Raw genomic sequence first — 20,799 nt, 5'->3', positions numbered from 1 at the left:
TCAGGCCTGACTCTTGCCCAGATTCATGCAATAAGGCCGCAGTGTGTCGGCCTCGAAGCCGAGGCGGGTGAAGAAAGCCTCGACCTCCGGCATCGAACTGTCGACCATCGTTCGCACCCTGCGCACCCCGCGCGCCGCGTAGCGCTTCAGCATCTCGCCGGCGAGCGCACGACCGACGCCGCGCCCGGCGAAGCCCGGGTCGACGCCCAGGACTTCGATCCAGCCGCACTCCTCTTCGATCCCGAACTCGCCCGAACGGATGTCGCCGAGCATGAAGCCGGCGACCTCGCCGTCGATCTCCGCGACCACCGAGCCCTCGGGGGCGCGGCGCAGGTAGTAGGTCACCCGCCCCTCCCAGAGATCAGGCTCATATCGGTTACGCGTCTTTTCGCCGATCCGGACAATGCCGTCGAGATCGAGCTCGGTCAGGGAACGGACTTGAATGGCCTCGGAAGACAATCGGGCACCTCGCCTCGGCATTGTATCGGCTGCCTGCGCCTCCGCCAATCCTCGACCCGGCCGGCCCTGGCTCGCCCGCGCCCGTGCGCCCTGCCGTGACCCGCTAAGATCCGACGATGCCGTCGCCCCGGGAGGAACCACGCGCGCCCAGCGCGGCTCCGAGCGCCGACCGCGCCGCGATCGTCGCCCTCCTGGTCGTCCAGGTCGTCTTCGCCACGCTGCACGTGGTCGGGAAGGTCGTCCTGGCGGAGATCCCGCCGCTCGCCTTCGCCGCCACCCGCGTGCTGATCGCGGTGCCTCTGCTCACCGCCATGGCCTGGCGCCACGACCGGGTGATGCCGACAGCCCGGGATTGGCGCGCCCTCGCGCTGCTCGGCCTCCTCGGCGTCTTCGCCAACCAGGTGCTCTACCTCGTCGGTCTGCGATTCACCACGGCGACCAACGCCGGAATCCTGATGCCGTCGATTCCGGTCTTCACGGTCGCCGCGGCGGCGCTGCTGGGGACCGAGCGCCTCACCCGTCGCCGGGTCGCCGGCGTCGCACTCGCCGCCATCGGCGCGCTGGTGCTGCTCGACCCGGCACGGCTCGAGCTCGGCGGCCAGACCTCGCTGGGAAATCTCCTGGTGGCCGGCAACTGCCTCTGCTACGCCTTCTACCTGGTGCTGCTCCGACCGCTGCTCGCGCGACTCCCCTGGCGCACGGTGGTCGCCGGAGCTTTCGTCACCGGCGGGACGGCGACCTTGCTGGTGTCGTTGCCGACCCTGGCGAGGGTCGACTGGCCAGAGGTGCACGGCGCCACCTGGCTGGCGATCGCCTACGTCGGGGTCTTCCCGACCGTCGGCACCTACGCGCTCAACACCTGGGCCGTGCGACGCAGCTCACCCTCGGTCGCGGCAGCCTTTACCACCCTGCAGCCGGTCTTCACCGCGCTCCTCGCGACGTTCTTCCTGCACGAGACCTTCGGCTGGCTGCAGGCCGCGGGCTTCGGGCTGATCGTCGCGGGGTTGGTGGTCGTTTCGCAGCGGCGGTGACGCGCGACCAGCGATCGATGCGTTTCGCGTTGCTCAACGCATCCCACATTCCAGATTCAGAGCTCCTCTCCGTCTGAGATGCAGGATGCGTAGAGCGCAGCGAAACGCATCGCTTTGGCCTTTTCAAGGGCAGATGGCGAAGGCGTCGCTGTCGGTGATCGCTGGCGACCTCCGGCCGAGCGGGTTGAAGTAGGTCCGCGAGCGGCCGGTCGCGGTGTCGGTGGCGGTGAGGGTGTACTCGACATCGGTGGTCGCCGCGGCGTAGACCCAGTGGCGGCCGAACCCGGCACAGGCGTCGACCACCTTCACCAGAACCTCCAGGTTGGTATCGGCGAAGAACCAGAAGAGGCCCGAGTCGGAGGTCAACGGATAGGCGTGCCCGCTGCCACGTCGGCCCTGGTAGTCCCGCCACTCGACCGCGATACGGAACCGGTCCGCTCCCAGGCAGAGGGCGGTCCCACTCTCCGTGCAGCCGGTTCCAGGCGGGAGAAGCAGAAACCGGCGCGCAACGAGATCCGGAGGCAGCGTGCCTTCGGCCCAATCGTCCCAGGCGACGAGGAACTCGTTGCCGGCGAGCGCGACGATGCGCACGTTGTCGGTGTCGGCGCTCTCGCGTCCCACCGAGACCTCATCACCCACCGGACCGGCGGCCTCGAAGACCCGGGCGTAGACCGCGCTCCCCTCTTCGACGAAACCGGTCTCGTTCCAGGCGGCCACGAAGCTCCCTCCGACCGCGGCGACGCCGACGACGCCCGTAGTCTGCGGTCGCGGCAGGCGCAGCGCGAGCTCGCCGCCCAGCGCGGTGCCGGCGGAGGCGAAGACCCGTCCCGCGACACCGGTGCCGAGGTAGGCCCCCCAGACGACGGCGAACTTCCCGTCGCTGCCCACGGCGACGCGCGGAAAGGCAGGCCGAAAATCGCTCTGAGAAACCGGGAACGACGGCGCGAGCGCCGCGCCGCTGGCGTCGAACTGTTGCGCCGCGACCTGAAGATCGTCCAGCTGCTCGCCTTCCAGGAAGGTCAGGACGAACCCATCGTCCGGGCGCAGCGCGACGTGCGGCTCGCGCCGGCCCACCACCCCGACCGCACCCAGCGAGCCGACGTTGCCCAGGGGAGAGCAGTCGGCGGCGAGCCGGCGATAGAAGACGCTCGGCGGGATGGCGGAGTCGCGCGGGTTCTCTTGCCAGGCGACGACGCTGGTGCCGTCGCTCGCCGTCGCGAGGCGCACATTCAGTGGATATCTCGAGGTCGACGAAATCGTGCCGACATCGACCCGCACGCGCGCGCCTCGGGGGGCCCCGAGCGCATCGACGCACTGGGCATCGACCTCGGCCCCTGAGAGCTCCGGACGGGCCCGGACGCCGACGAGGACGCCGTCGCCATCGCCGGCCAGGCCCAGATCGGCGAACTCGAACTCGTGGTCTCGAAGGCTCCCGGCGACCGGCGCTCCGTCGCGATCGAAGCGTCGCTGGCGGCCGGTGGGGTGGCTGAAATCGAGGCTTTCGGATCTCCAGGTGGCACCCCAGCCGCCCTGTCGGTCGGCGGCGATATGGCTACCGCTCTCATGGTCGCCATCGCGCTGACTCACCGCGATCTCGTCGCCGAGGGGGACGATCTGTGCGGGCAGTGCCTGGGCGGCGGTTGCGAGCCCGAGCCACGCCAGAGCGCAAGCGAGCATCGGTACCTCTGGAAGCTGCGTGGACTTTCCGAACGGCGAACGACGGATTTCCATGGCAAGCCTCCTCGCCCTTGGGTGCTGTCTTTCCGGCAAGCTAGCACAACCGCCATGCCCCTCCGACACGGCCCGCGCGTGCTCCGAAAACAGGCCCGAACCGGGCCGGTCGGCGCTCAGCCGGCGGCGGCGGGGACGCGCAATTCGGGCGGTACGTGCTCGTGGGCGTGGTAGGACGAACGCACCAGGGGGCCGGCCTCGCAGTGCAGGAAGCCCAAGGCCATGGCGTGGGCCTTGTGGGCCGCGAACTCGTCCGGATGGACGTAGCGATCGACGGGAAGGTGCTTCGGCGTCGGCTGAAGGTACTGGCCGATGGTGAGGACCTCGACTCCCGTGGCCCGGATGTCGGCGAGCGTAGCGCGCACCTCGTCGCCCGTCTCCCCGAGCCCCAGCATGATGCCGGTCTTCACCCGGCCGGAGAAGCTCCCCTCGTCGCGCCGCCGCGAGGCCTCGGCGAGCAGCGCAAGCGTGCGGTCGTAGCGGCTGCCCGGACGGGCCTGGCGATAGAGCCGCGGCACCGTCTCCGTGTTGTGCGAAAAGACCTCCGGCGCCGCCGCCAGAACGATGTCGAGGGCATCCGGGACACCGCGAAAGTCGGGCGTCAGAACCTCGACCGCGCAGGACGGCGTGCTCTCGTGAATCGCCCGGATCACCGCCGCCCAGTGACGCGCGCCACCATCCGGAAGGTCGTCGCGGTCGACCGAGGTGATGACGGCGTGCCGCAGACCCATCGTGGCGACCGCCGAGGCGACGTTCCTGGGCTCGGCCGCGTCCACTCCCGGATTCGGCCTGCCCGAGGTCACGGCGCAAAAGCCGCAGCGCCGCGTGCAGATCTCCCCGAGGATCATGAAAGTTGCCGTACCGTGCTCGCCCCAGCACTCGTAGATGTTGGGGCACTTGGCCTCTTTGCAGACCGTGTTCAGATTCAGCCCGTCGACGAGCTTGCGGACCTCGTGGTACTTCGCGGGCGTCGCGAGCTTGATGCGCAGCCATTGCGGGCGTCGCTCACGGGCGCTCGGAGTTGCGCCGCCGATCTGGACGAGTTTCTCGCTCACGCGGCCTAGTCTATCGCCCCGCGGCACCTATGCGTCGAAGTCGAGGGCCACGTCGAGAGTCGGCGCCGAGTGCGTGATCCAGCCGACCGAGATCAGGTTCACGCCGCTCTCGGCCACGGCCCTCACATTGTCGAGTGTGACGCCGCCCGAAGCTTCGGAGATCGCCCGCCCGTGGATCCGTTTGACGGCGTCCGCGAGCTCCGCGGGGGTCATGTTGTCGAGCAGGATCACGTCGGCGCGGGCGGCGAGTGCATCTTCGAGCTGCGCGACCGTCTGCACCTCGCACTCGATCTTCACCAGGTGACCGACGAGGGCGCGTGCGCGCTCGATGGCTGGCGCGACGCCCCCGGCAGCGACCAGGTGGTTGTCCTTGATGAGCACCGCGTCATCGAGTCCGAAGCGGTGGTTCGCGCCGCCGCCGCAGCGCACGGCGTATTTCTCCAGGGCGCGCAGCCCGGGGGTGGTCTTGCGCGTGCAGACGATGCCGGCGCCTGTTCCGGCGACCGCATGCACCAAGGCCCGTGTCGCGGTCGCGACGCCGGAGAGGTGACCGAGAAGATTGAGCGCCGTGCGCTCGCCGGTGAGGATCGCCCGCGCCGGTCCGCTGATCCGCGCGAGAGTCGTCCTGGCCGTCACCACGTCGCCGTCGGCAACCCTGGCGTCGAACTCGACCGCCGGATCGAGCAGCGCGAACACCCGTCGCGCCATCGGCAGTCCGGCGATCGAGCCGCCGCTGCGCGCCACCAGCTGAGCGCTGGCGACCGCCTCGGGGGGAATCGTCGCTTCGGTGGTGATATCCCCGGCGCGGCCGAGGTCCTCCGCCAATGCGAGGCGCAGGAGCGCCTCGTAGACCAGCGGATAGGGCGGCGTCGGGCGGATCATGCAATCGCCGTCACGAGGTAGTCCGCGTCGTCGGAAGGGGCCTCCAGCGCAGGTGAGAACCGGACCGCGACAGCGTGCTCACGGATCTCGACATCGAGAAACTGCCGGAACCGCCAGGCTTCCGCGCTCTGCGGGAAGTCGGTCCGGAAGTGCGCCCCACGGCTCTCCTCGCGATGGAGCGCCGCGGCCGCCACCAGCGAACCGGCGATCGCCAGGTTGCGCACCTCCGAGGGCGTCGCGGGGAGCTGGCGGAGGATCTCGGCGAAACGCCGTTGCGCCGCCTGAAGCCCCGCCGCATCGCGCATCAGGCCCAGGCGCTCCCAGGAGAGGGCGCGGATCTCCCGTCGCAGATCGGCCAGGGCGGCGACCGGATCGCCCGCGCTCTGCGCAGCGGCGGAGCGGCCGGCGACGGCCGCTGCCGCCGCGCCCGCCGGCGGCTCGCGGCGCGCGCTCGCACCGATCGCCTCGGCTACCCGGGAACCGAAAACCAGCGCCTCGAGCAGGGAATTGGACGCCAGACGATTCGCGCCATGGACGCCGGTCGCCGAGACTTCACCGCAGGCCCACAGGCCCGGCAAGCTCGCCCTTCCCCACTCGTCCACCGCCACGCCGCCCATGAAGTAGTGCGCCGCCGGCACGACCGGCATGAGCTCGAGCCGGGGATCCACCCCGGCGCGCTGGCAGTTCGCGAAGATCGTCGGGAACTTGGCCGGGAACTGCTCGCCGATCGCCTGCCGTCCATCGAGGAAGACCTTGCGGCCCGCCGCCAGTTGCTTCCAGATGCCGCGCGCCACGACGTCGCGCGGGGCGAGCTCCGCATCGGCGTGCTCGGCGGGCATGAAGCGGAAGCCGGCGTCGTTGACCAGAGTCGCGCCTTCGCCGCGCAACGCCTCCGAGAGGAGCGGCAGCGGATCGAGGTCCACCGCGAGCGCCGTGGGATGGAACTGGACGAACTCGAGATCGACCAGCCGCGCCCCGGCCGCCGCTGCGAGCACCAGGCCATCGCCGGTCGACTCGGGTGGATTGGTCGTGAAGCGGAAGAGCTGTCCCAGGCCGCCGGTGGCGAGCACGACCTGAGCCGCTTCGTGCAGGACGAGGTGCCCGTCGGCGTGGCGAGCGAGGACGCCGACGACGCCCGGCTCGCTGCCATCGGCGGGATCGCCGACCGGAGCGACGACGAGCTCGGTGGCGAACGCCCCTTCCCACAAGCGGATCCATGGGGCGGTTCGCACCCGCTCGGCGAGCGCCCGCACCAGCTCGGCGCCGGTCGAATCGCCGTGGGCATGCAGGATTCGCCGCCGGCTGTGCGCCGCCTCGCGGCCGAAATCGAGTTCGCCTCTGGCCGAGCGATCGAACTCGGCCCCGAGCTCGATCAGCCGACGGATCGCGATCACGCCTTCCTCCGCCAGCAGCTCCGCGATCACGGGATCGACCAGACCGGCTCCGGCCGCCACCGTGTCGGCGGCGTGGAGCTCCGGCGAGTCGCCGACACCCATCGCCACGGCGACGCCGCCCTGCGCCCAGAGGCTGGAACCCGACGAGAGGGTCGTCTTGGTGATCAGGTCCACGCGCTTGCCGGCGAGCTCGAGCGCACAGGCGAGTCCCGCGACGCCCGTACCGATCACCACGACGTCTGCGGTGCGGCGCTGGATGGCCACGCCGTCGGGGGCGTCACTCATCGCTTGGCTCCTCGCGCCACCTCGAGCATGCGCTCGACGGCGCGACGGGCGCGCAGCGCGATCTCCGGCGCGATCTCGACGCGATACTCGAGCGTTTCGAGACTGCGCAGGATCTTCGGCAGCGTGATCCGCTTCATGTGCGGGCAGAGGTTGCACGGCCGCACGAACTCGACGTCGGGATGCGCCGTGGCCACGTTGTCGCTCATCGAGCACTCGGTGATCATCACGACGCGCCGGACTCCGGCCGCTCCGACCTCGCGGATCATGCCGGCGGTCGAGCCGACGTAGTCCGCGGCGGCGAGGACGTCCGGCGGGCACTCGGGGTGTGCGAGCACGAAAACTCCCGGGTCGGAGGCGCGCATCGCTGCGATCTCGGCGCCGGTGAAACGCTCGTGGACCTCACAATGCCCCTTCCAGAGCACGAGCTCGACCGGAGTCTGCGTCGCCACCCACTTTCCCAGATACTCGTCGGGCAGAAAGATCACCTTCGGGACGCCGAGCGACTCGACCACCTCGACGGCATTCGCCGAGGTGCAGCAGATGTCCGACTCCGCTTTGACGTCGGCCGAAGTATTGACGTAGGTGACCACGGGCAGTCCCGGGAAGCGTTCCCGCAGCAGGCGCACGTCGGCGCCGGTGATCGAAGCGGCCAGCGAGCAACCGGCCAGCCGGTCGGGGATCAGCACGGTCTTTTCGGGCGAGAGAACCTTCGAGGTCTCGGCCATGAAGTGCACGCCGCACTGCACGATGACCGCCGCGGGCGTCGTCGCTGCCTGCTGCGCGAGGGCGAGCGAGTCGCCGACGAAATCGGCCACGCCGTGGTAGATCTCCGGCGTCTGATAGTTGTGCGCCAGGATGACCGCGTTGCGCTCCTTCTTGAGTCGCAGGATCGCGGCGATATAGGGCGCGTGCACCGGCCATTCGATCGCCGGCAGGACACGGCGCATGCGCTCGAAAATGGGCGCCGTTTCGCGCTCGACCTCGGGAGTGAACGGCAACGCCGGCCGGTGAAGACTGCCTGCGAGGATCTGCGCTTCGGTCATTTCGGGCTCTTTCTTATGCTCAACATGAGAATATCTGATTCCCAGAAAAACCGGCACGCGCCGGCGAGGCCTTATCCTAAGATTGAGTATTACTGAATGTCAAGGCCCAGGCATCAGAGTCCCGAGCGCAGGCCGGGGAGCCCGACGCCGGGCGCGGGCCGCTCACGAAGGACGTCGCGCCGGAACCGGAAGAGCTCCGCGGGACGGCCGCCAGTGCCCGCTTCGAGGCGGCCGGTGCCCTCCACGAGGCCGCCCTGCTCCACCAGGCGGCGGAAGTTCTGTTTGTGCAGGCGCAGGCCGGCGAGCGCCTCGACGGTGCGCTGCAGCTGGAGGAGCGTGAACGTCCCCGGCAGCAGTTCGAAGACGACCGGCCGGTAGCGCAGTTTGCCGCGCAATCGGCCGAGCGCCGAGGCGAGAATCCGGCGATGGTCGAGCGCCAGCGGGCGGCCGAGCCGGATGCCCGGATCGAAGACCGGAGGCGCAAGCGGGTCGCCGGTCGCGGGCACGATCGGAGCCTGGGCGGGCGCCTGGGAAGGCGCTCGCTGGGCATCGTCGCGGAACGCCTCGGCTACCAGCCCGACTTCATAGAGGAGCTCGAAACGATCGTGCACCCGCTCGCCGTTCCAGGGCGCGCCGCCCTGCCCGAAGCAGATGTCGGCCCGCTCTCGCCGCAACCGCATCGCGGTGCGATCCGCGCCCGCCTTCACCCAGCGCTCGAGCGCCGGCGCGATTTCGCGCTCGAGAACGTGCGGGCGACCGTCCCGCCAGTCCTCCCAGGGGAGGAAGTCGTAGCAGTTCATCCAGCCCGGCTGCATCCCACCCTCGCCACCCTGCCCATCGGGCCCACTCCCGCCGGCGCCCCAGGCGAGCGGCGCCTCGCGCACCAGGGCGAGATAGGCGATCGCGATGCCGCGCGGCCCGCCGCGACGCTCGCGCGAATCCCGGAAGCGGTTGCCGAAGGTATAGAGCTGTTCGACGTAACCGAGCTCGACGCCGGTCTGGCCGCGCACCCAGGCGGAGAGCGCGAGCTCGAGGGTGCGGTCCCTCTCCGGATCGAGGGGGCCCGACGGCAGAGCGAGCTCCAGGCTGGCGCGCGCGGCGCCGGACTCGGCGCTCCGGTGCACCGTCAGCAGGCGCGGCTCCTCGTCGGTCACTGCGACGATGACGGCGTTCAGGCCGATCTCGATCGCCACGCTCATGCCGGTTCGCCGGCGGCGCGTCGCGTGAGCTCCGGATCGCTCCGGAGCTCGCGCTCGAAGACGGCGCCGAAGTGTTCGCGGACGCGCGCCGCGACCTCCTCGAGAGGCGTCTCGACGCCGCTCTCGCGGGCGATCGACGTCATCTCGACTTCGGGCATCCCACAGGCGACGATGCCGCCGAACAGCGCGAGCTCGGGCGCGACGTTCAGGGCGAAGCCGTGGGTCGTTCGCCAGCGCGACAGGTGGACTCCGATCGAGGCGATCTTCTTCGCGCCGACCCAGACGCCGATCCGGTCGCCTTCTCCGCCGGCGGCGGCGATCCGGAAGTCGGCGAGGGTACGAACCAGAACCTCCTGCAGGTCGCGAACGTAGCGCCGGATGTCCCGCCGGTCGGGAGAGAGGTCGAGGATCGGATAGCCGACGAGCTGCCCGGGGCCGTGAAACGTCACCTGTCCGCCGCGGTCGGAGGGGGCCACCTCGACGCCATGCGCGGCGAGCTCCGCCGGGCTCCACAGGATGTCGGTCGCGGTGGCGTTCCTGCCCAGCGAGAAAACCGGGTCGTGCTCGAGGAGCAGCAGCCTTTCGGGCCCTTCGCCGCGCCGCAGCGCCTCGCGCAGCTCCACCTGCAGCGCCGCCGTCGCTGCATAGGGAACGCGCCCGAGGAAGCTCCAGCTCGTCTGTCGCGCCGCCACGGGCTCATTCTATTCCGCCCGGGAGCCTGCGAAGTGCTAGCTTTCGTCGCCATGAGCCCGACGACCGATCCGCCTCGAATTGCCTCGACGAAGCGCCGCTTCAGCCGCTATCACCTGGTGCTCCTGACGGCTTTTCTCGCCGTGTGGGCCTGGTCGGCGATCGACCCCGTCTTTCCCGACGACTGGTGGCTCGAGAACATCCTGGTGTTCGCCGGAGTGCCGCTCATCATCGGTCTGGGCTTCTACTTCCGCCTGTCGAACCTCTCCTACACCCTGATCACGATCTTCATGATGATGCACGCCGTCGGGTCGCACTACACCTACGCCGAAGTTCCGTTCGGTTCCACTCTCCAGGGCTGGTTCGGCTCCGACCGCAACATGTACGACCGCCTCGTCCACTTCTCGTTCGGGCTGCTGCTCGCCTATCCGGTGCGCGAGGTCTTCGTGCGCATCACCCGCGCGCGCGGTTTCTGGAGCTTCTACCTTCCGGTCGAGCTGACGCTCGCTTTCTCCGCCATCTACGAGCTGATCGAGTGGCTGGCGGCATCGGGAGTGGCGCCGGAGGCGGGACTCGCCTTTCTCGGTGCCCAGGGCGACGTCTGGGACGCCCAGAAGGACATGGGGCTCGCCGGCCTGGGTTCCCTGCTCGCCATGGTGGTCACCCTCCTGCTCGTTCTCCGAATCGACCCCGACGCCCGCCGCGACCTCGGCGCGAGTTTCCACATCCCGCCCGACGACCGCCCGATCGGTGAGCAGCAGATCCTCGCTTGGCTCCGCCGGCGGCGAACCGGGGAGAGATGACAGGGCCCCAGCCCGACCTTCTCATCGGCTTCGTCGCGAGGCGTCGCAGATGCCCGTGACTGCAAGGCGTCGCGACCGAGGCCCGCGCAGACGTACATTCAGTACGTCGAGCAGGCCGACCGAGCGCAACGCAGCAGGCGTGGGCAGCTGCGCCGCCGCAGCAGAAGGCCGGTGAGAAGGTCGGGCGAGGCCCGTCTAGCGTTCCAGGATCGCCGGTGGACCCGGTACCGCGACGGCCGGGAGCTCGACACGGACCGTGGTGCCTTTGCCGGGCTGGCTGGTGATGCGGATGCGGCCGCCGGCCTCCTGCACGATCGAGCGGACGATCCAGAGACCGAGGCCGGTACCCTTTCCGGCCGCCTTGGTGGTGAACTGCGGATCGAACAGCCGGTCGAGATTGCCGGCCGGGATCCCGACCCCCGAATCCTCGACTTCGAGAGCCCAGATCCGGCCGTTCTCCGAGACGGTCCGCAGCTCGAGCCTGCCGCCGCCGGGCATGGCGTCGCGGGCGTTCGCGGCGAGGTTCAGGACCAGTTGCTCGATCTGGCCGTCGCGCAGGGCAACCGCCACTCCCGGCGCGCCGAGGCCTTCCGAAAAGGCGACACCGCTGCCGACCAGCGAGCGCAGGAGGGCCGCGACCTCGGCGAGGGCCTGATCCGCGAGCACCGGGCGCAGCTCCTGCGGCCGGCCGCGGCTGCGCTCCAGCAGGCGGCGCAGAAGATCGGCGGTGTGTTGCGCCGAGCGCTCGATCTCGAGCGCGTAACGCTCCAGGTCGGAACCCTTGGGAAGCCCAGCGAGCAGCAGATCGCAGTAGCCGAGCAGCGGCGTCAGGAGATTGTTGCCATCGTGGGCTGCTCCCGCCAGGAGCCGCCCCAGGCCGGCGAAGGTCCTGGCTTCGGAGAGCAGAGCCGCGTGCTCCTCGGTCTCTCGGCGGTCGCGCAGCAGCACGAAGCGCATCCGCCCGGACGAGCCGCCACGACCGCCCGCGGCGACCGGTGCGGTTCGCAAGTCGAAGGCCCGGACGCGCATACCGAGTCGGATTCTCGTACCGTCGGGGCGCTCGAACTCGGCCGCCAGCTCGTGGGCCGACAGCTTCGAGGGGTCCGGGCTGCCCGCACCCGGGTTGCCCCAGCGTAGCGAGCCGAACGGAGCGCCGTCGAGATCGGCGTCCGAGAGCCCGAGCAGGCTTTTCGCCGCCCGGTTCCATCGCCGGATGACGCGCTGCTCGTCGACGAGCAGCAGGCCGTCTTCGATCAGGTCCCAGACCACCGCGAAGCGCAACTCCAGGTTGGCGAGGTCGAGGGCCCTGAGTTCCGTCTCCCGCACGTGGAGCGCGATCTCGGCCGCGAGCCGGATGGAGCGGATCAGGCAGTCGGCGTCGAGCTCGTGCACGAGCACGAAGTCGCAGGCGCTCGCCGCCATGGCCACTGTGACCACCGATTCGTCGTCGCGTCCGGCGAGGACGACGACCGGCGAGAGTCCGCCCGGAGGACCCAGGGAGCGTACGAGGCGCAAGACCTCTCGCTCGCCCAGCGTGGAGCTCACCAGGCCGGCACAGGCCGTCCCGCGCTGGCGCAGCATTCGCAGTCGCGCCAGGGCGCCATCGACGGTGGCCGACTCCAGCCAGCGCGTCCGCGTCGCGGCCTCGACCTCTGCCGCGAAAGCACGCAGGGCGCGGCCCTCCGCCGGACCGAGGCCGACCCCGAGCAGCACCGTCTCGCGTTCCTCGCCATCCACGACTCGCGCCGAACCGCCCCACTCCGGTTCCAAATCGAATCTCCCCCGGGGAACCGAATGGGCCCCCCCTACTTAGATAGTTGCTCGAGGGGGACGAAACGTGACAAATCGGAAGAACTTTCTCGACAGCAGGAAAAACGGCGTTCGCTGTCACGTTTGGAGGGGGGCAAAGCAACTATCTAAGTGAGAGGGCCCCTCCCGCCAAGGGGGCCGGACGGTCGGACCCTTTCGAGAGGAGTCGTCCATGTCCCGCTTCCGTCGTGCCGGTGCCGCAATCTGCCTCGCCGTCGTCCTTTGGTCCGCCCTGCCGGGCGCACTTTCGGCGCAACGCGGCGCAGAGCACTTCTCGGCCGTCACGCTGGCCGAGCCGCCGGGAGACGGTCTCCTCGGCAGCCTTCTCGGCTGGGCCCGGAGCGCCTTCTTCTGGCTCCAGGCCCTAACCGATGCCGAACACGGCACCGTAGTCGAGGCTCCGGTCGTCCCACCGGCCCCGTAGCGACTCCGACGAGAGGAGGCGCATCCGTTGACACGCAACGGCCTCGCCTCCTGCCCGCCGAATCGGGGAAGGCCCAGTAGAAGGCTTCGGCGCCGCAGGGTGATACACTCGGGCGAGCTTTCGCATCGCCGAGGCCATTGTGAGCGCACTCGATCCGGGCTGCATCCAGGACGAACTCCCCCAGCTGGTCGACCGGCTGGCGCCGGAGTTCGCTCGCCTCTTCACCTACTTCAGGATTCCGGCGCAGGATGCCGAGGACCTGTTGCAGGATGCCTTCGTCCTCTTCATCACCAAGCGGCGCCAGATCGCCTCGCCGGACGCCTGGCTGATCGGCACGCTGCGATTTCGCTGCCTGCTCTACTGGCGCAAGCGCCGACGGCGACTTCTCGAAACGGTCGACGAGACGCTGCTGATGGAGCTCGCCGGGGGTACTTCGCCGCGCCAGGAGAACGACGATCTGGCGCGCGATCTCTCGGGCGCGATCGGGCGTCTCCCGGATCGCTGCCGGTCGCTGCTGCGCCTGCGCTATGGTCTCGGCTGCGACGATCCGGAGGTCGCCCTCCGTCTGGGCTACAGCCCGACCGGCATCCGCAAGATCGCCCATCGTTGTCTCTCGGCTCTCACACAGCAGATGCTCGCCGGCGGCTATCCGACGGCGGCGATTCCGCCGAAGGCCCAGCCGTCGGCGCAGCCGGGTGCCGAATGAGCGAGACCCAGCCCATGCCCGACTGCAACTTCGATGGCGCACTGCTCGCCCGTTTCGCCGACGGCGAGACCAGCCCGGCCGAACGCCGCAAAGTCCTGAAACACCTGCTCTCCGGCTGCACCCTCTGCCGCGCGACGATCGCACCCAGGATCCGGCTCATCGGCGACGCGCGGCCGAGCGAGTTCTCGCTCAGTCGTGTGCTGGCGAACGTGGCCGATATCGAGCGCCAGATGAACCAGGAGCGGGCCATCGCCGCCGAACAGTTCCGCGACTTCCTGCGCCACCCGCCGCCACGCCAGTGGACGCTGCTGCGCAACAGCAGCCGCTTCGACAGCTGGTCGTTCTGCGAGCTGCTGCTCGACGCCGGACTGGCGGCGATCTACGACGATCCCCACCGCGCGGTCGAGCTCTCCCGGATGGGCGTCGCGATCGCCGACCGCCTCGGTACCGAGAACTACGGCGAGCGCGTCGTCTGCGATCTGCGGGCTCGCGCCTGGGGAAGAACGGCCAACGCGCTGCGGGCGACCTCCGACCTCGCTGGTGCGGAACAGGCGCTCGCCACCGCCGCCCGCCATCTGAAGCAGGGGTCGGGCGAGCCGCTCGAGGAAGCCGAGCATCTCTATTTCACCGCCTCGCTGCGACGCGCCGAGCGCCGCCTGGACGAGGCTCTGCGCTCCATTCACCGCTCGCGCCGGATCTATCGCATGGTGGGCGACCTTCACCTCGAAGGTCGATCCCTGATGTGCGAGGCGGCGATTCGAGACCTGCGTGGAGAGGCCGCAGAGTCCGTCGAGTGTTGTCGCCTGGCGCGGCGGCAGGTCGACCCCGAGCGCAACCGCCGGCTGGCGATCGCCGCGCATCACAACCTCGTATGGCAGCTGATGTGCGCGGGCAAGGCCGAGGAGGCGATGGTGGAGCTTTCCGCGCTGCGCCCCGCCTACCAAGAGTTCAACGACCGGATGCTGCTGCTCAAGCTGCGCTGGATGGAGGCCCGGCTGGCCAAGGATCTCGGGCGGCCGGAGGAATCGGAGCGCGCCTTTCGCGACGCGCATGAGGGGTTCGTCGAGGCCCGGATTCCGTACGAGGCCGCCTCGGTAGCCCTGGATCTCGCGGTGCTGTTCGCCGAGCAGGGCCGGAGGCAGGAGTTGAAGCTCCTGGCAGCCGAGCTCGTCGCGGTGTTCCGCACTCTCGGGGTGGCCCGCGAGGCCTTCGTGGCGCTCACCATCTTCGAGCGCCTCGCGGAGGCGGATGCCGTGACGTTGAGTCTGCTCGCGAGGCTCAGCCAGTACTTCGCGCAGGTCCGCAACCAGCCGAACCTGCGCTTCGACCCCGAGAACCTGTAGAAGATGAGATCCGGGCGAGGCAGGCCCCGCCCGGATGGATCAGAGGTAGGGCTCGAGCTCCGGCCAGGCGTCGGACTCGAGCATCTTCTTCACCGAATTCATGAAGTGGTCGGCATCGGCGCCGTCGACCAGCCGATGGTCGTAGGTGATGCCGAAATACGACATGACGCGGATCGCGATCGTGTCGCAGCCGTCGACGTCGGTCATCACCATCGGGCGCTTCTCGATGGCACCGATACCCAGGATCGCGACCTGCGGCTGGTTGATCACCGGCGTGCCGAAGAGGCTCCCGAAGACGCCCGGGTTGGTGATCGTGAAGGTGCCGCCCTTGAGCTCGTCCGGCCCCAGCTTCTTCGACCGCGCCCGGTCGGCGAGATCGTTGGCCGTCTTCGCCAGGCCGAGCAGGTTCAGCTGATCGGCGTTGCGGATGACCGGCACCAGCAACCCCCAGTCGAGCGCCACGGCCATGGCAATGTTGACGTCCTTCTTGAACACGACGTTGGTGCCGTCGATCGACGCGTTCACCTTGGGGTGGGCGCGCAGCGCCGCGGCGACCGACTTGAAGATGAACGGCATGTAGGAGAGCTTGGTGCCGTTCATCTTGAAGAACTTGTCCTTGGCGCGCGCCCGGATCCGGTCGACCTTGGTGAAGTCCATGTGGAAGACGGTCGTGACGTGGGCCGAAGTGTCTTTCGAATAGCGCATGTGCGCTGCCGTGATCTGGCGGATCTTCGACATCGGCTCGATGGTGACGTTGTCGCCGGGCTGGTAGGCCGCGACATGGAAACCGGTGTCCACCTTGCCTGCGGCCGGCGGGGCTGCGGCCGCAGGAGCGCTCGCGGCACGCGGCGCTGCAGGAGCCACAGCAGGGGCGGCGGCAGCGGCAGCGCGCACGGGCTTGCCCTGGGCGATGTAGTCGAGCATGTCCTGCTTGGTCACCCGGCCGTGGATGCCGGTGCCGGTGAGCTGGGAGAGATCGATGCCTTCCTTGGCGGCGATGCTGCGCACCAGCGGACTCGAAAGCTGGCGCACGCGCTCTTCGAGCGAGCCGGCCGGGGCAGCGGCCGGTGTAGCGGCGGCGGGCGCTGCCGGAGCAGGCGCCGCGGCCGGGGCTGGCGCTGCAGCGGTCGCAGCGGCGGCAGGAGCAGGCGCCGGCGCAGCCGTGGCGGCCGGAGCGCTGGCGGCCGCCGAGCCAGCCTCGCCGATCATCGCCACCACCTGGTTCACCGGCACGGTCTCGCCCTCCTGGTTGCGAATCTCGAGCAGCACTCCGGCCGCCGGGCTCGGAATCTCGGCATCGACCTTGTCGGTCGAGATCTCGAACAGCGGCTGATCGCGCTCGACCTTCTCGCCGACCTTCACCAGCCAGCGGGTGATCGTCCCCTCGGCGATCGACTCGCCCATCTGCGGCATCACGACTTCGGTTGCCATTGCTCTCTCCGTTGAAGCGATCCGTCGATCCCGGTCAGGCGCGAAGCAGTTCGCGGACGCGGGCAATGAGTTTATCGGCATTCGGAAGGTAGTAGTCCTCGAGCGGTGGCGAGTAGGGGACGGGCGTATCCAGGCAACAGACTCGCGCCACCGGAGCGTCGAGATGCCAGAACGCCTTCTCCGCCACCCGCGCCGCGACCTCGCCGGCGAACGAGCCGGTCTGCGGCTCCTCGGTCAGCACCACGACCCGGCCGGTCTTCTGCGCCGTGGCCAGGACCGCCTCTTCGTCGAGCGGCTTCAGGGTTCGCAGGTCCAGAACCTCGATCTCGATGCCCTCCGCGGCCAGAACTTCCGCCGCTTCGAGGGCAACGTGCAGCATCGCCGCGTAGGTGATGATCGAGAGGTCGCGGCCCGAGCGCGCCAGGCGCGCCTTGCCGAGCGGAATCGGCGCGGCCTCGGGATCGATCCGACCCTTGATGCGCCGGTAGAGGTACTTGTGCTCGAAGAACAGCACCGGATTCTCGTCGCGGATCGCCGAGCGGATGAGGCCGTAGGCGTCCTCGACCGTTCCCGGATAGACGATCTTCAGGCCCGGGGCGCGGTTGAAGTAGGCCTCCGGGTTCGCCGAGTGGAAGGCCGAGCCGCTGACCCGCCCTCCTGACGGCCCGCGCATCACCATCGGCACCTTCTGGCCCCAGCGATAGTGGTTGGTGCCGGCGAAGTTGACGATCATGTCGAAGGCGTTGGCGATGAAGTCGATGAACTGGAACTCGACGACCGGCTTGAGGCCCATCATCGCCGAGCCGATCGCCGCGCCGACGAAGCCCGACTCGGCGATCGGCGTGTCGATCACCCGCTCCGGCCCGAACTCGTCGAGCAGCCCCGCCGTCAGCTTGAAGGCGCCGCCGTAGACACCGATGTCCTCGCCGATCAGGAAGACCGTCGGGTCGGCCTTCATCTCGTCCCACAGGCCCTGGCGGATGGCGTCGAGGAAGGTGATCTCGCCGGCTCCCGAGCTCATGACCGCGCTCCTTCCGCGTAGACGCCCTCGAGGGCGCGCTCGGGGGGCGGCATCGGGGAGGCGAGGGCGAAGTCGACCTCGGTGTCGAGCTCGCCGTTGATCCTGGCCGTGATGGCGTCGAGCTCTTCCCGGGTCGCGAACCCGTTCCCGAGGAGATGGCGCTCGAAGCGATCGATCGGATCCTTCGCCTTCCACTGCTCGAAGAGCTCCTTCGGCACGTAGGAGGCGTCGTCGTGCTCGGCGTGCCCCTTCATCCTGAAGGTCTTGACCTCGAGGAGCTGCGGTCCGCCGCCGGAGCGCGCCGCCTCGATCATCGTGCGCGCCGCCTCGTAGACCGCGAGGACGTCGTTGCCGTCCACGGTGCGCGCCGGAATGCCGTAGGCCGAGGCCCGCTGGGCGAGGTCCTTGATCCTCATCTGCCGCGCGGTGGGGGTCGAATAGGCGTAGCCGTTGTGCTCGGCGACGACGACCAGCGGCACGTCGAGCACCGCCGCGACGTTCATCCCCTCGTGGAAGTCGCCGGTCGAGGTCCCGCCGTCGCCGATGTAGGTCATGGCGACGTAGCTCTTGTGCTGGAGCTTCGCTGCCAGACCGACCCCGGCCATCACGGGGACGAGCGCCCCGAGCATGGAGATCGGCGAGATCAGTCCACGCGAGAGGTCTCCGAAATGCAGATTGCAGTCCTTGCCCCCCGTGGGGCTCCCGCCGCGCGCCATGTACTGCGTGAAGACCTCACGCGGCGAGACGCCGCGCACCAGCATGGCGCCGAGGTTGCGGATCAGCGGCGCGACGATGTCGTCGGGTCCGAGCGCGTAGGCGGTGCCGATCGAGATCGCCTCCTGGCCACGGCTGCCGTAGAGGCCGCCGACCACCTTGCCCTGGCGGTAGAGATTCGTCAGGCGATCCTCGACCAGGCGATTGAGCTTGAGCAAGCGGTAGAGCTCGAGTTGACGCTCGCGCGACAGCGCGGTCTTCGCGAGCTTGTCCTTGGGCTCGGTGGCACCTGGGTCCAATGGACCGAGACTGCTCATGCGGCCTCACTTTCCTGGGGACACGAAGGACGCTTCGCGTCCATCATGTCCCCGGCCGTTGCGCGACTCACGAGTGAATCGCCGGGCCCAGCGTGGCGTGGGCGGCTTCCATCACCGCCTCGGCGAGGGTCGGATGGGCGTGGATGGTGTGCATCAGCTCTTCGGTGGTCATCTCGGCCTGCAGGGCGACGCAGGCCTCTGCGATCAGGTCGGTCGCGTGCGGGCCGATGATGTGGACGCCGAGGATCTCGTCGTACTTCCTGTCGCGGACGATCTTCACGAAGCCCTGCGCCTTGCCGAGGATCCGCGCCTTGCCGCTCGCCATGAAGCTGAACTTGCCGACGCCGACGTCGTAGCCGCGCTCCTTCGCCTTGGCCTCCGTCAGGCCGACGCTCCCGACCTCGGGCTCGCAGTAGGTGCAGGAGGGGGTGCGGTCGTAGTTGAGCGGATGCACGGGCATCCCCTTCATGTGCTCGACGGCGAGAATCCCCTCCGCCGAAGCGATGTGCGCCAGCCATGGGGTCGGGACGACGTCCCCCAGGGCGTAGATGTGCGGCACCGACGTCTGCATGACGCCGTTCACGGTCACATAGCCCTTCTCGGTCGCGAGTCCGACCTTGTCGAGGCCGATGTCCTCGGTCACCGGAGCGCGGCCGACCGCGACCAGCAGGACCTCGACGTCGAGCTCCGACTCCTTTTCGCCCTGCTGGAGCGTCACCTTGACGCCGCCATCGTGAGGCTCCGCCTTCGTCAGCTGGGTCGCGGTCATGACCTTCATGCCGCGCTTCTTCAGCTGGCGCTCGAGCTCCTTCGAGACCTCTTCGTCTTCGATCGGCAGGATGCGGGGCAGCATTTCGACCAGAGTCACATCCGACCCGAACGACCGGAAGACCGAGGCGAACTCGGTGCCGACCGCTCCCGCGCCCAGCACGACGATCGACTTCGGGATGCGCTCCATCTCGAGGATGTGATCCGAGTTGAGGATCGTCGTGCCGTTCGCGGGCGCGACCCGGATGTCGCGCGGCACCGAGCCGGTGGCGACCATCACGAAGCGGGCGGTGAGCGCTCGCCGGCTGCCGTCTTCGGCCGTGACTTCGACCGAGTGCGGGCCGTTGAGGCGCCCATGACCCCGAACCCCTTCGACCTTGTACTTCTTGAACAGCGACTCGATGCCCGAGGCGCTCTTGTCGACGATGCCGCGCTTGTAGGCGTGCACCTTCTCGATTTCGATCGCGGGCTCCCCCACCGCGATGCCGAAGTCGCCGGCGTGGCGGATCTGGTCGACGACCTCGGCCGAGTGCAGCAGCGCCTTGGTCGGGATGCAGCCGCGGTGCGTGCAGGTGCCGCCGAACTTCGGGTCCTTCTCGACGCAGGCGACCTTCATGCCGAGCTGGCCGGCGCGGATCGCCGCGACGTAGCCGCCAGGACCGCTGCCGACGATCACCAGGTCGTAGTCGAACTGGCCGTCGGGTGCCGCGGGAGCCGGGACATGCGCCGGAGCAGGAACTGACGGGACCGGAGGTGCTGCCGGGAGTGCCGCCGGAGGAGCCGGCGCCAGCGTCGCCGCTGGCGCTGCTACAGCGGCGGCAGGCGCCTCGGGTGCGGGAGCGGCTGCGACAGGTGCGGCGGCGGCGGGAGCGGCACCGGCCGCCTCGCCCTCGGCGCCGATCAGGCCGACCACTTTGTTGACGGGCACCGTCTCGCCCGCCGCGTTGTGGATCGCGAGCAGCACCCCGGCGGCGGGCGACGGAATCTCCGCGTCGACCTTGTCCGTCGAGATCTCGAACAGCGGCTGATCGCGCTCCACCTTCTCGCCGACCTTCACCAGCCACTTGGTGATCGTCCCCTCGGCGATCGACTCGCCCATTTGCGGCATCACGACTTCGGTGGCCATTGCGACTCCCGTTTGCGCCCGGAGGGCGAAGATTCTGTTTTTTTCGACTGCGAGCGCCGGTGACTCGCTTGCGCTCGACGTACGGCGTTCGACCGCCGTCGTTGTTTTCAGTAAAGGGGGGTTGCGCTCCTCCTATCGTCCTCGCAAGAGCCCAACCGCCCCCGGACTTTACCGGAAGTGACCTCCCCGCTTCCACGCACCGGCTCCCCAGCGCGGCGGGTGCCGCTCCAGCGGTAGCCGTGCCTCTCCTGCGAAAGTAGGTCGCCGCGTGTCGGCTTCGCGGGAGCGCCGCCGCGCAGGGACCCCGAGGGTCCCACTTGGCGAGCGTCGGCGTCCCGCGGAAAAGCGGCCGCACATGTCTGAGCCCCGAAAGGGGCGAGTTGTGCGGCCGCCCGCGGGGCGCCGGGAAGCGAGCCTAGTGGGACCGGGGAAAGCCGGCGGCGCTCCCGCGAAGCCGGCGCGCGGCGGCCTGCGCCGCTGGTGCAGCGCGGCGGCGATCTTGAGGTGGACCTAGAGCGGCACCGCCGCGAACCTCCCCGGCCGCTCCTCGACGATCCGCCCCAGCGGC

The 20,799-nt window shown here is 69.5% G+C and carries 18 protein-coding genes; 5 read left to right on the top strand and 13 right to left on the bottom strand.

The genetic code is table 11. The features are described 5' to 3' along the window. Positions 1-459 (bottom strand): GNAT family N-acetyltransferase, encoded by a 459-nt coding sequence (locus KBI44_02810; GenBank protein MBP9143387.1) that lies wholly within the window; start codon positions 457-459, stop codon positions 1-3. A gap of 116 nt (positions 460-575) precedes the next feature. Here KBI44_02810 and KBI44_02805 point away from each other — a divergent pair, with 116 nt between their 5' ends. Beyond that, positions 576-1,490 carry a DMT family transporter gene (locus tag KBI44_02805; protein MBP9143386.1) on the top strand — a complete coding sequence of 305 codons (915 nt, stop codon included), beginning with the start codon at positions 576-578 and terminating at the stop codon, positions 1,488-1,490. A gap of 123 nt (positions 1,491-1,613) precedes the next feature. Here KBI44_02805 and KBI44_02800 read toward each other — a convergent pair whose 3' ends face one another. The 7 genes from KBI44_02800 to lipB form a co-directional block, all read right to left on the bottom strand. Next, positions 1,614-3,221: a hypothetical protein gene (locus KBI44_02800; GenBank protein ID MBP9143385.1), complete on the bottom strand. Its 1,608-nt coding sequence runs from the start codon at positions 3,219-3,221 to the stop codon at positions 1,614-1,616. A gap of 116 nt (positions 3,222-3,337) precedes the next feature. Beyond that, on the bottom strand, positions 3,338-4,276 hold the full coding sequence (gene lipA, locus KBI44_02795) for a lipoyl synthase (GenBank protein ID MBP9143384.1): 939 nt from the start codon (positions 4,274-4,276) through the stop codon (positions 3,338-3,340). Between the two features lie 27 nt (positions 4,277-4,303). Further along, the gene (gene nadC / locus KBI44_02790; GenBank protein ID MBP9143383.1) at positions 4,304-5,158 is read right to left on the bottom strand and encodes a carboxylating nicotinate-nucleotide diphosphorylase; all 855 of its coding nucleotides are present in this window, start codon (positions 5,156-5,158) and stop codon (positions 4,304-4,306) included. Beyond that, the gene (locus KBI44_02785) at positions 5,155-6,837 is read right to left on the bottom strand and encodes an L-aspartate oxidase (protein ID MBP9143382.1); all 1,683 of its coding nucleotides are present in this window, start codon (positions 6,835-6,837) and stop codon (positions 5,155-5,157) included. The genes nadC and KBI44_02785 overlap by 4 nt, the downstream gene beginning before the upstream one ends. Further along, positions 6,834-7,880 carry a quinolinate synthase NadA gene (gene nadA / locus KBI44_02780; protein MBP9143381.1) on the bottom strand — a complete coding sequence of 349 codons (1,047 nt, stop codon included), beginning with the start codon at positions 7,878-7,880 and terminating at the stop codon, positions 6,834-6,836. The genes KBI44_02785 and nadA overlap by 4 nt, the downstream gene beginning before the upstream one ends. 113 nt (positions 7,881-7,993) lie before the next feature. Further along, positions 7,994-9,079 carry a hypothetical protein gene (locus tag KBI44_02775; GenBank protein MBP9143380.1) on the bottom strand — a complete coding sequence of 362 codons (1,086 nt, stop codon included), beginning with the start codon at positions 9,077-9,079 and terminating at the stop codon, positions 7,994-7,996. Further along, positions 9,076-9,771 (bottom strand): lipoyl(octanoyl) transferase LipB, encoded by a 696-nt coding sequence (gene lipB, locus KBI44_02770; GenBank protein ID MBP9143379.1) that lies wholly within the window; start codon positions 9,769-9,771, stop codon positions 9,076-9,078. The genes KBI44_02775 and lipB overlap by 4 nt, the downstream gene beginning before the upstream one ends. Before the next feature lie 51 nt (positions 9,772-9,822). On the opposite strand from lipB, the gene KBI44_02765 reads away from it, so the two are divergent. Beyond that, a complete protein-coding gene (locus KBI44_02765; GenBank protein MBP9143378.1) occupies positions 9,823-10,572 on the top strand; it encodes a DUF2238 domain-containing protein in 750 nt (249 codons plus the stop codon). Between the two features lie 195 nt (positions 10,573-10,767). On the opposite strand, the gene KBI44_02760 is transcribed toward KBI44_02765, so the two are convergent. Further along, positions 10,768-12,342: a PAS domain-containing protein gene (locus tag KBI44_02760; protein MBP9143377.1), complete on the bottom strand. Its 1,575-nt coding sequence runs from the start codon at positions 12,340-12,342 to the stop codon at positions 10,768-10,770. A gap of 211 nt (positions 12,343-12,553) precedes the next feature. Here KBI44_02760 and KBI44_02755 point away from each other — a divergent pair, with 211 nt between their 5' ends. The 3 genes from KBI44_02755 to KBI44_02745 all read left to right on the top strand — a co-directional run bounded on the left by KBI44_02755 (position 12,554) and on the right by KBI44_02745 (position 14,854). Then, on the top strand, positions 12,554-12,805 hold the full coding sequence (locus KBI44_02755; protein MBP9143376.1) for a hypothetical protein: 252 nt from the start codon (positions 12,554-12,556) through the stop codon (positions 12,803-12,805). A gap of 139 nt (positions 12,806-12,944) precedes the next feature. After that, positions 12,945-13,511 (top strand): sigma-70 family RNA polymerase sigma factor, encoded by a 567-nt coding sequence (locus KBI44_02750; GenBank protein ID MBP9143375.1) that lies wholly within the window; start codon positions 12,945-12,947, stop codon positions 13,509-13,511. Then, positions 13,508-14,854, top strand: coding sequence for a hypothetical protein (locus tag KBI44_02745; protein MBP9143374.1), 1,347 nt, complete (start codon positions 13,508-13,510; stop codon positions 14,852-14,854). The genes KBI44_02750 and KBI44_02745 overlap by 4 nt, the downstream gene beginning before the upstream one ends. A 39-nt stretch (positions 14,855-14,893) precedes the next feature. Here the strand turns inward: KBI44_02745 and sucB are convergent, their stop codons facing one another. The 4 genes from sucB to lpdA form a co-directional block, all read right to left on the bottom strand. After that, complete coding sequence (gene sucB, locus KBI44_02740) at positions 14,894-16,366, bottom strand: 2-oxoglutarate dehydrogenase, E2 component, dihydrolipoamide succinyltransferase (GenBank protein MBP9143373.1); 1,473 nt, start codon at positions 16,364-16,366, stop codon at positions 14,894-14,896. After that, a complete protein-coding gene (locus KBI44_02735; GenBank protein ID MBP9143372.1) occupies positions 16,320-17,306 on the bottom strand; it encodes an alpha-ketoacid dehydrogenase subunit beta in 987 nt (328 codons plus the stop codon). The genes sucB and KBI44_02735 overlap by 47 nt, the downstream gene beginning before the upstream one ends. Next, on the bottom strand, positions 17,303-18,337 hold the full coding sequence (locus KBI44_02730; GenBank protein ID MBP9143371.1) for a thiamine pyrophosphate-dependent dehydrogenase E1 component subunit alpha: 1,035 nt from the start codon (positions 18,335-18,337) through the stop codon (positions 17,303-17,305). The genes KBI44_02735 and KBI44_02730 overlap by 4 nt, the downstream gene beginning before the upstream one ends. Positions 18,338-18,404: 67 nt before the next feature. Beyond that, on the bottom strand, positions 18,405-20,231 hold the full coding sequence (lpdA, locus tag KBI44_02725; protein ID MBP9143370.1) for a dihydrolipoyl dehydrogenase: 1,827 nt from the start codon (positions 20,229-20,231) through the stop codon (positions 18,405-18,407). Between the last annotated feature and the right edge of the window lie 568 nt (positions 20,232-20,799).

The sequence above is a fragment of the Thermoanaerobaculia bacterium genome (assembly GCA_018057705.1).
GTDB lineage: Bacteria > Acidobacteriota > Thermoanaerobaculia > Multivoradales > JAGPDF01 > JAGPDF01.
Note: the sequence above shows the minus strand (reverse complement) of the source record. Positions and strands in the feature narration are given on the sequence as shown.

Coding starts and splice junctions, on each gene's coding strand:
- KBI44_02805 (MBP9143386.1), top strand. CDS start 576: ATGCCGTCGCCCCGGGAGGAACCACGCGCGCCCAGCGCGGCTCCGAGC.
- KBI44_02800 (MBP9143385.1), bottom strand. CDS start 3,221: ATGGAAATCCGTCGTTCGCCGTTCGGAAAGTCCACGCAGCTTCCAGAG.
- nadC (MBP9143383.1), bottom strand. CDS start 5,158: ATGATCCGCCCGACGCCGCCCTATCCGCTGGTCTACGAGGCGCTCCTG.
- KBI44_02785 (MBP9143382.1), bottom strand. CDS start 6,837: ATGAGTGACGCCCCCGACGGCGTGGCCATCCAGCGCCGCACCGCAGAC.
- nadA (MBP9143381.1), bottom strand. CDS start 7,880: ATGACCGAAGCGCAGATCCTCGCAGGCAGTCTTCACCGGCCGGCGTTG.
- KBI44_02775 (MBP9143380.1), bottom strand. CDS start 9,079: ATGAGCGTGGCGATCGAGATCGGCCTGAACGCCGTCATCGTCGCAGTG.
- KBI44_02765 (MBP9143378.1), top strand. CDS start 9,823: ATGAGCCCGACGACCGATCCGCCTCGAATTGCCTCGACGAAGCGCCGC.
- KBI44_02755 (MBP9143376.1), top strand. CDS start 12,554: ATGTCCCGCTTCCGTCGTGCCGGTGCCGCAATCTGCCTCGCCGTCGTC.
- KBI44_02745 (MBP9143374.1), top strand. CDS start 13,508: ATGAGCGAGACCCAGCCCATGCCCGACTGCAACTTCGATGGCGCACTG.
- sucB (MBP9143373.1), bottom strand. CDS start 16,366: ATGCCGATAAACTCATTGCCCGCGTCCGCGAACTGCTTCGCGCCTGAC.
- KBI44_02735 (MBP9143372.1), bottom strand. CDS start 17,306: ATGAGCTCGGGAGCCGGCGAGATCACCTTCCTCGACGCCATCCGCCAG.
- KBI44_02730 (MBP9143371.1), bottom strand. CDS start 18,337: ATGAGCAGTCTCGGTCCATTGGACCCAGGTGCCACCGAGCCCAAGGAC.
- lpdA (MBP9143370.1), bottom strand. CDS start 20,231: ATGGCCACCGAAGTCGTGATGCCGCAAATGGGCGAGTCGATCGCCGAG.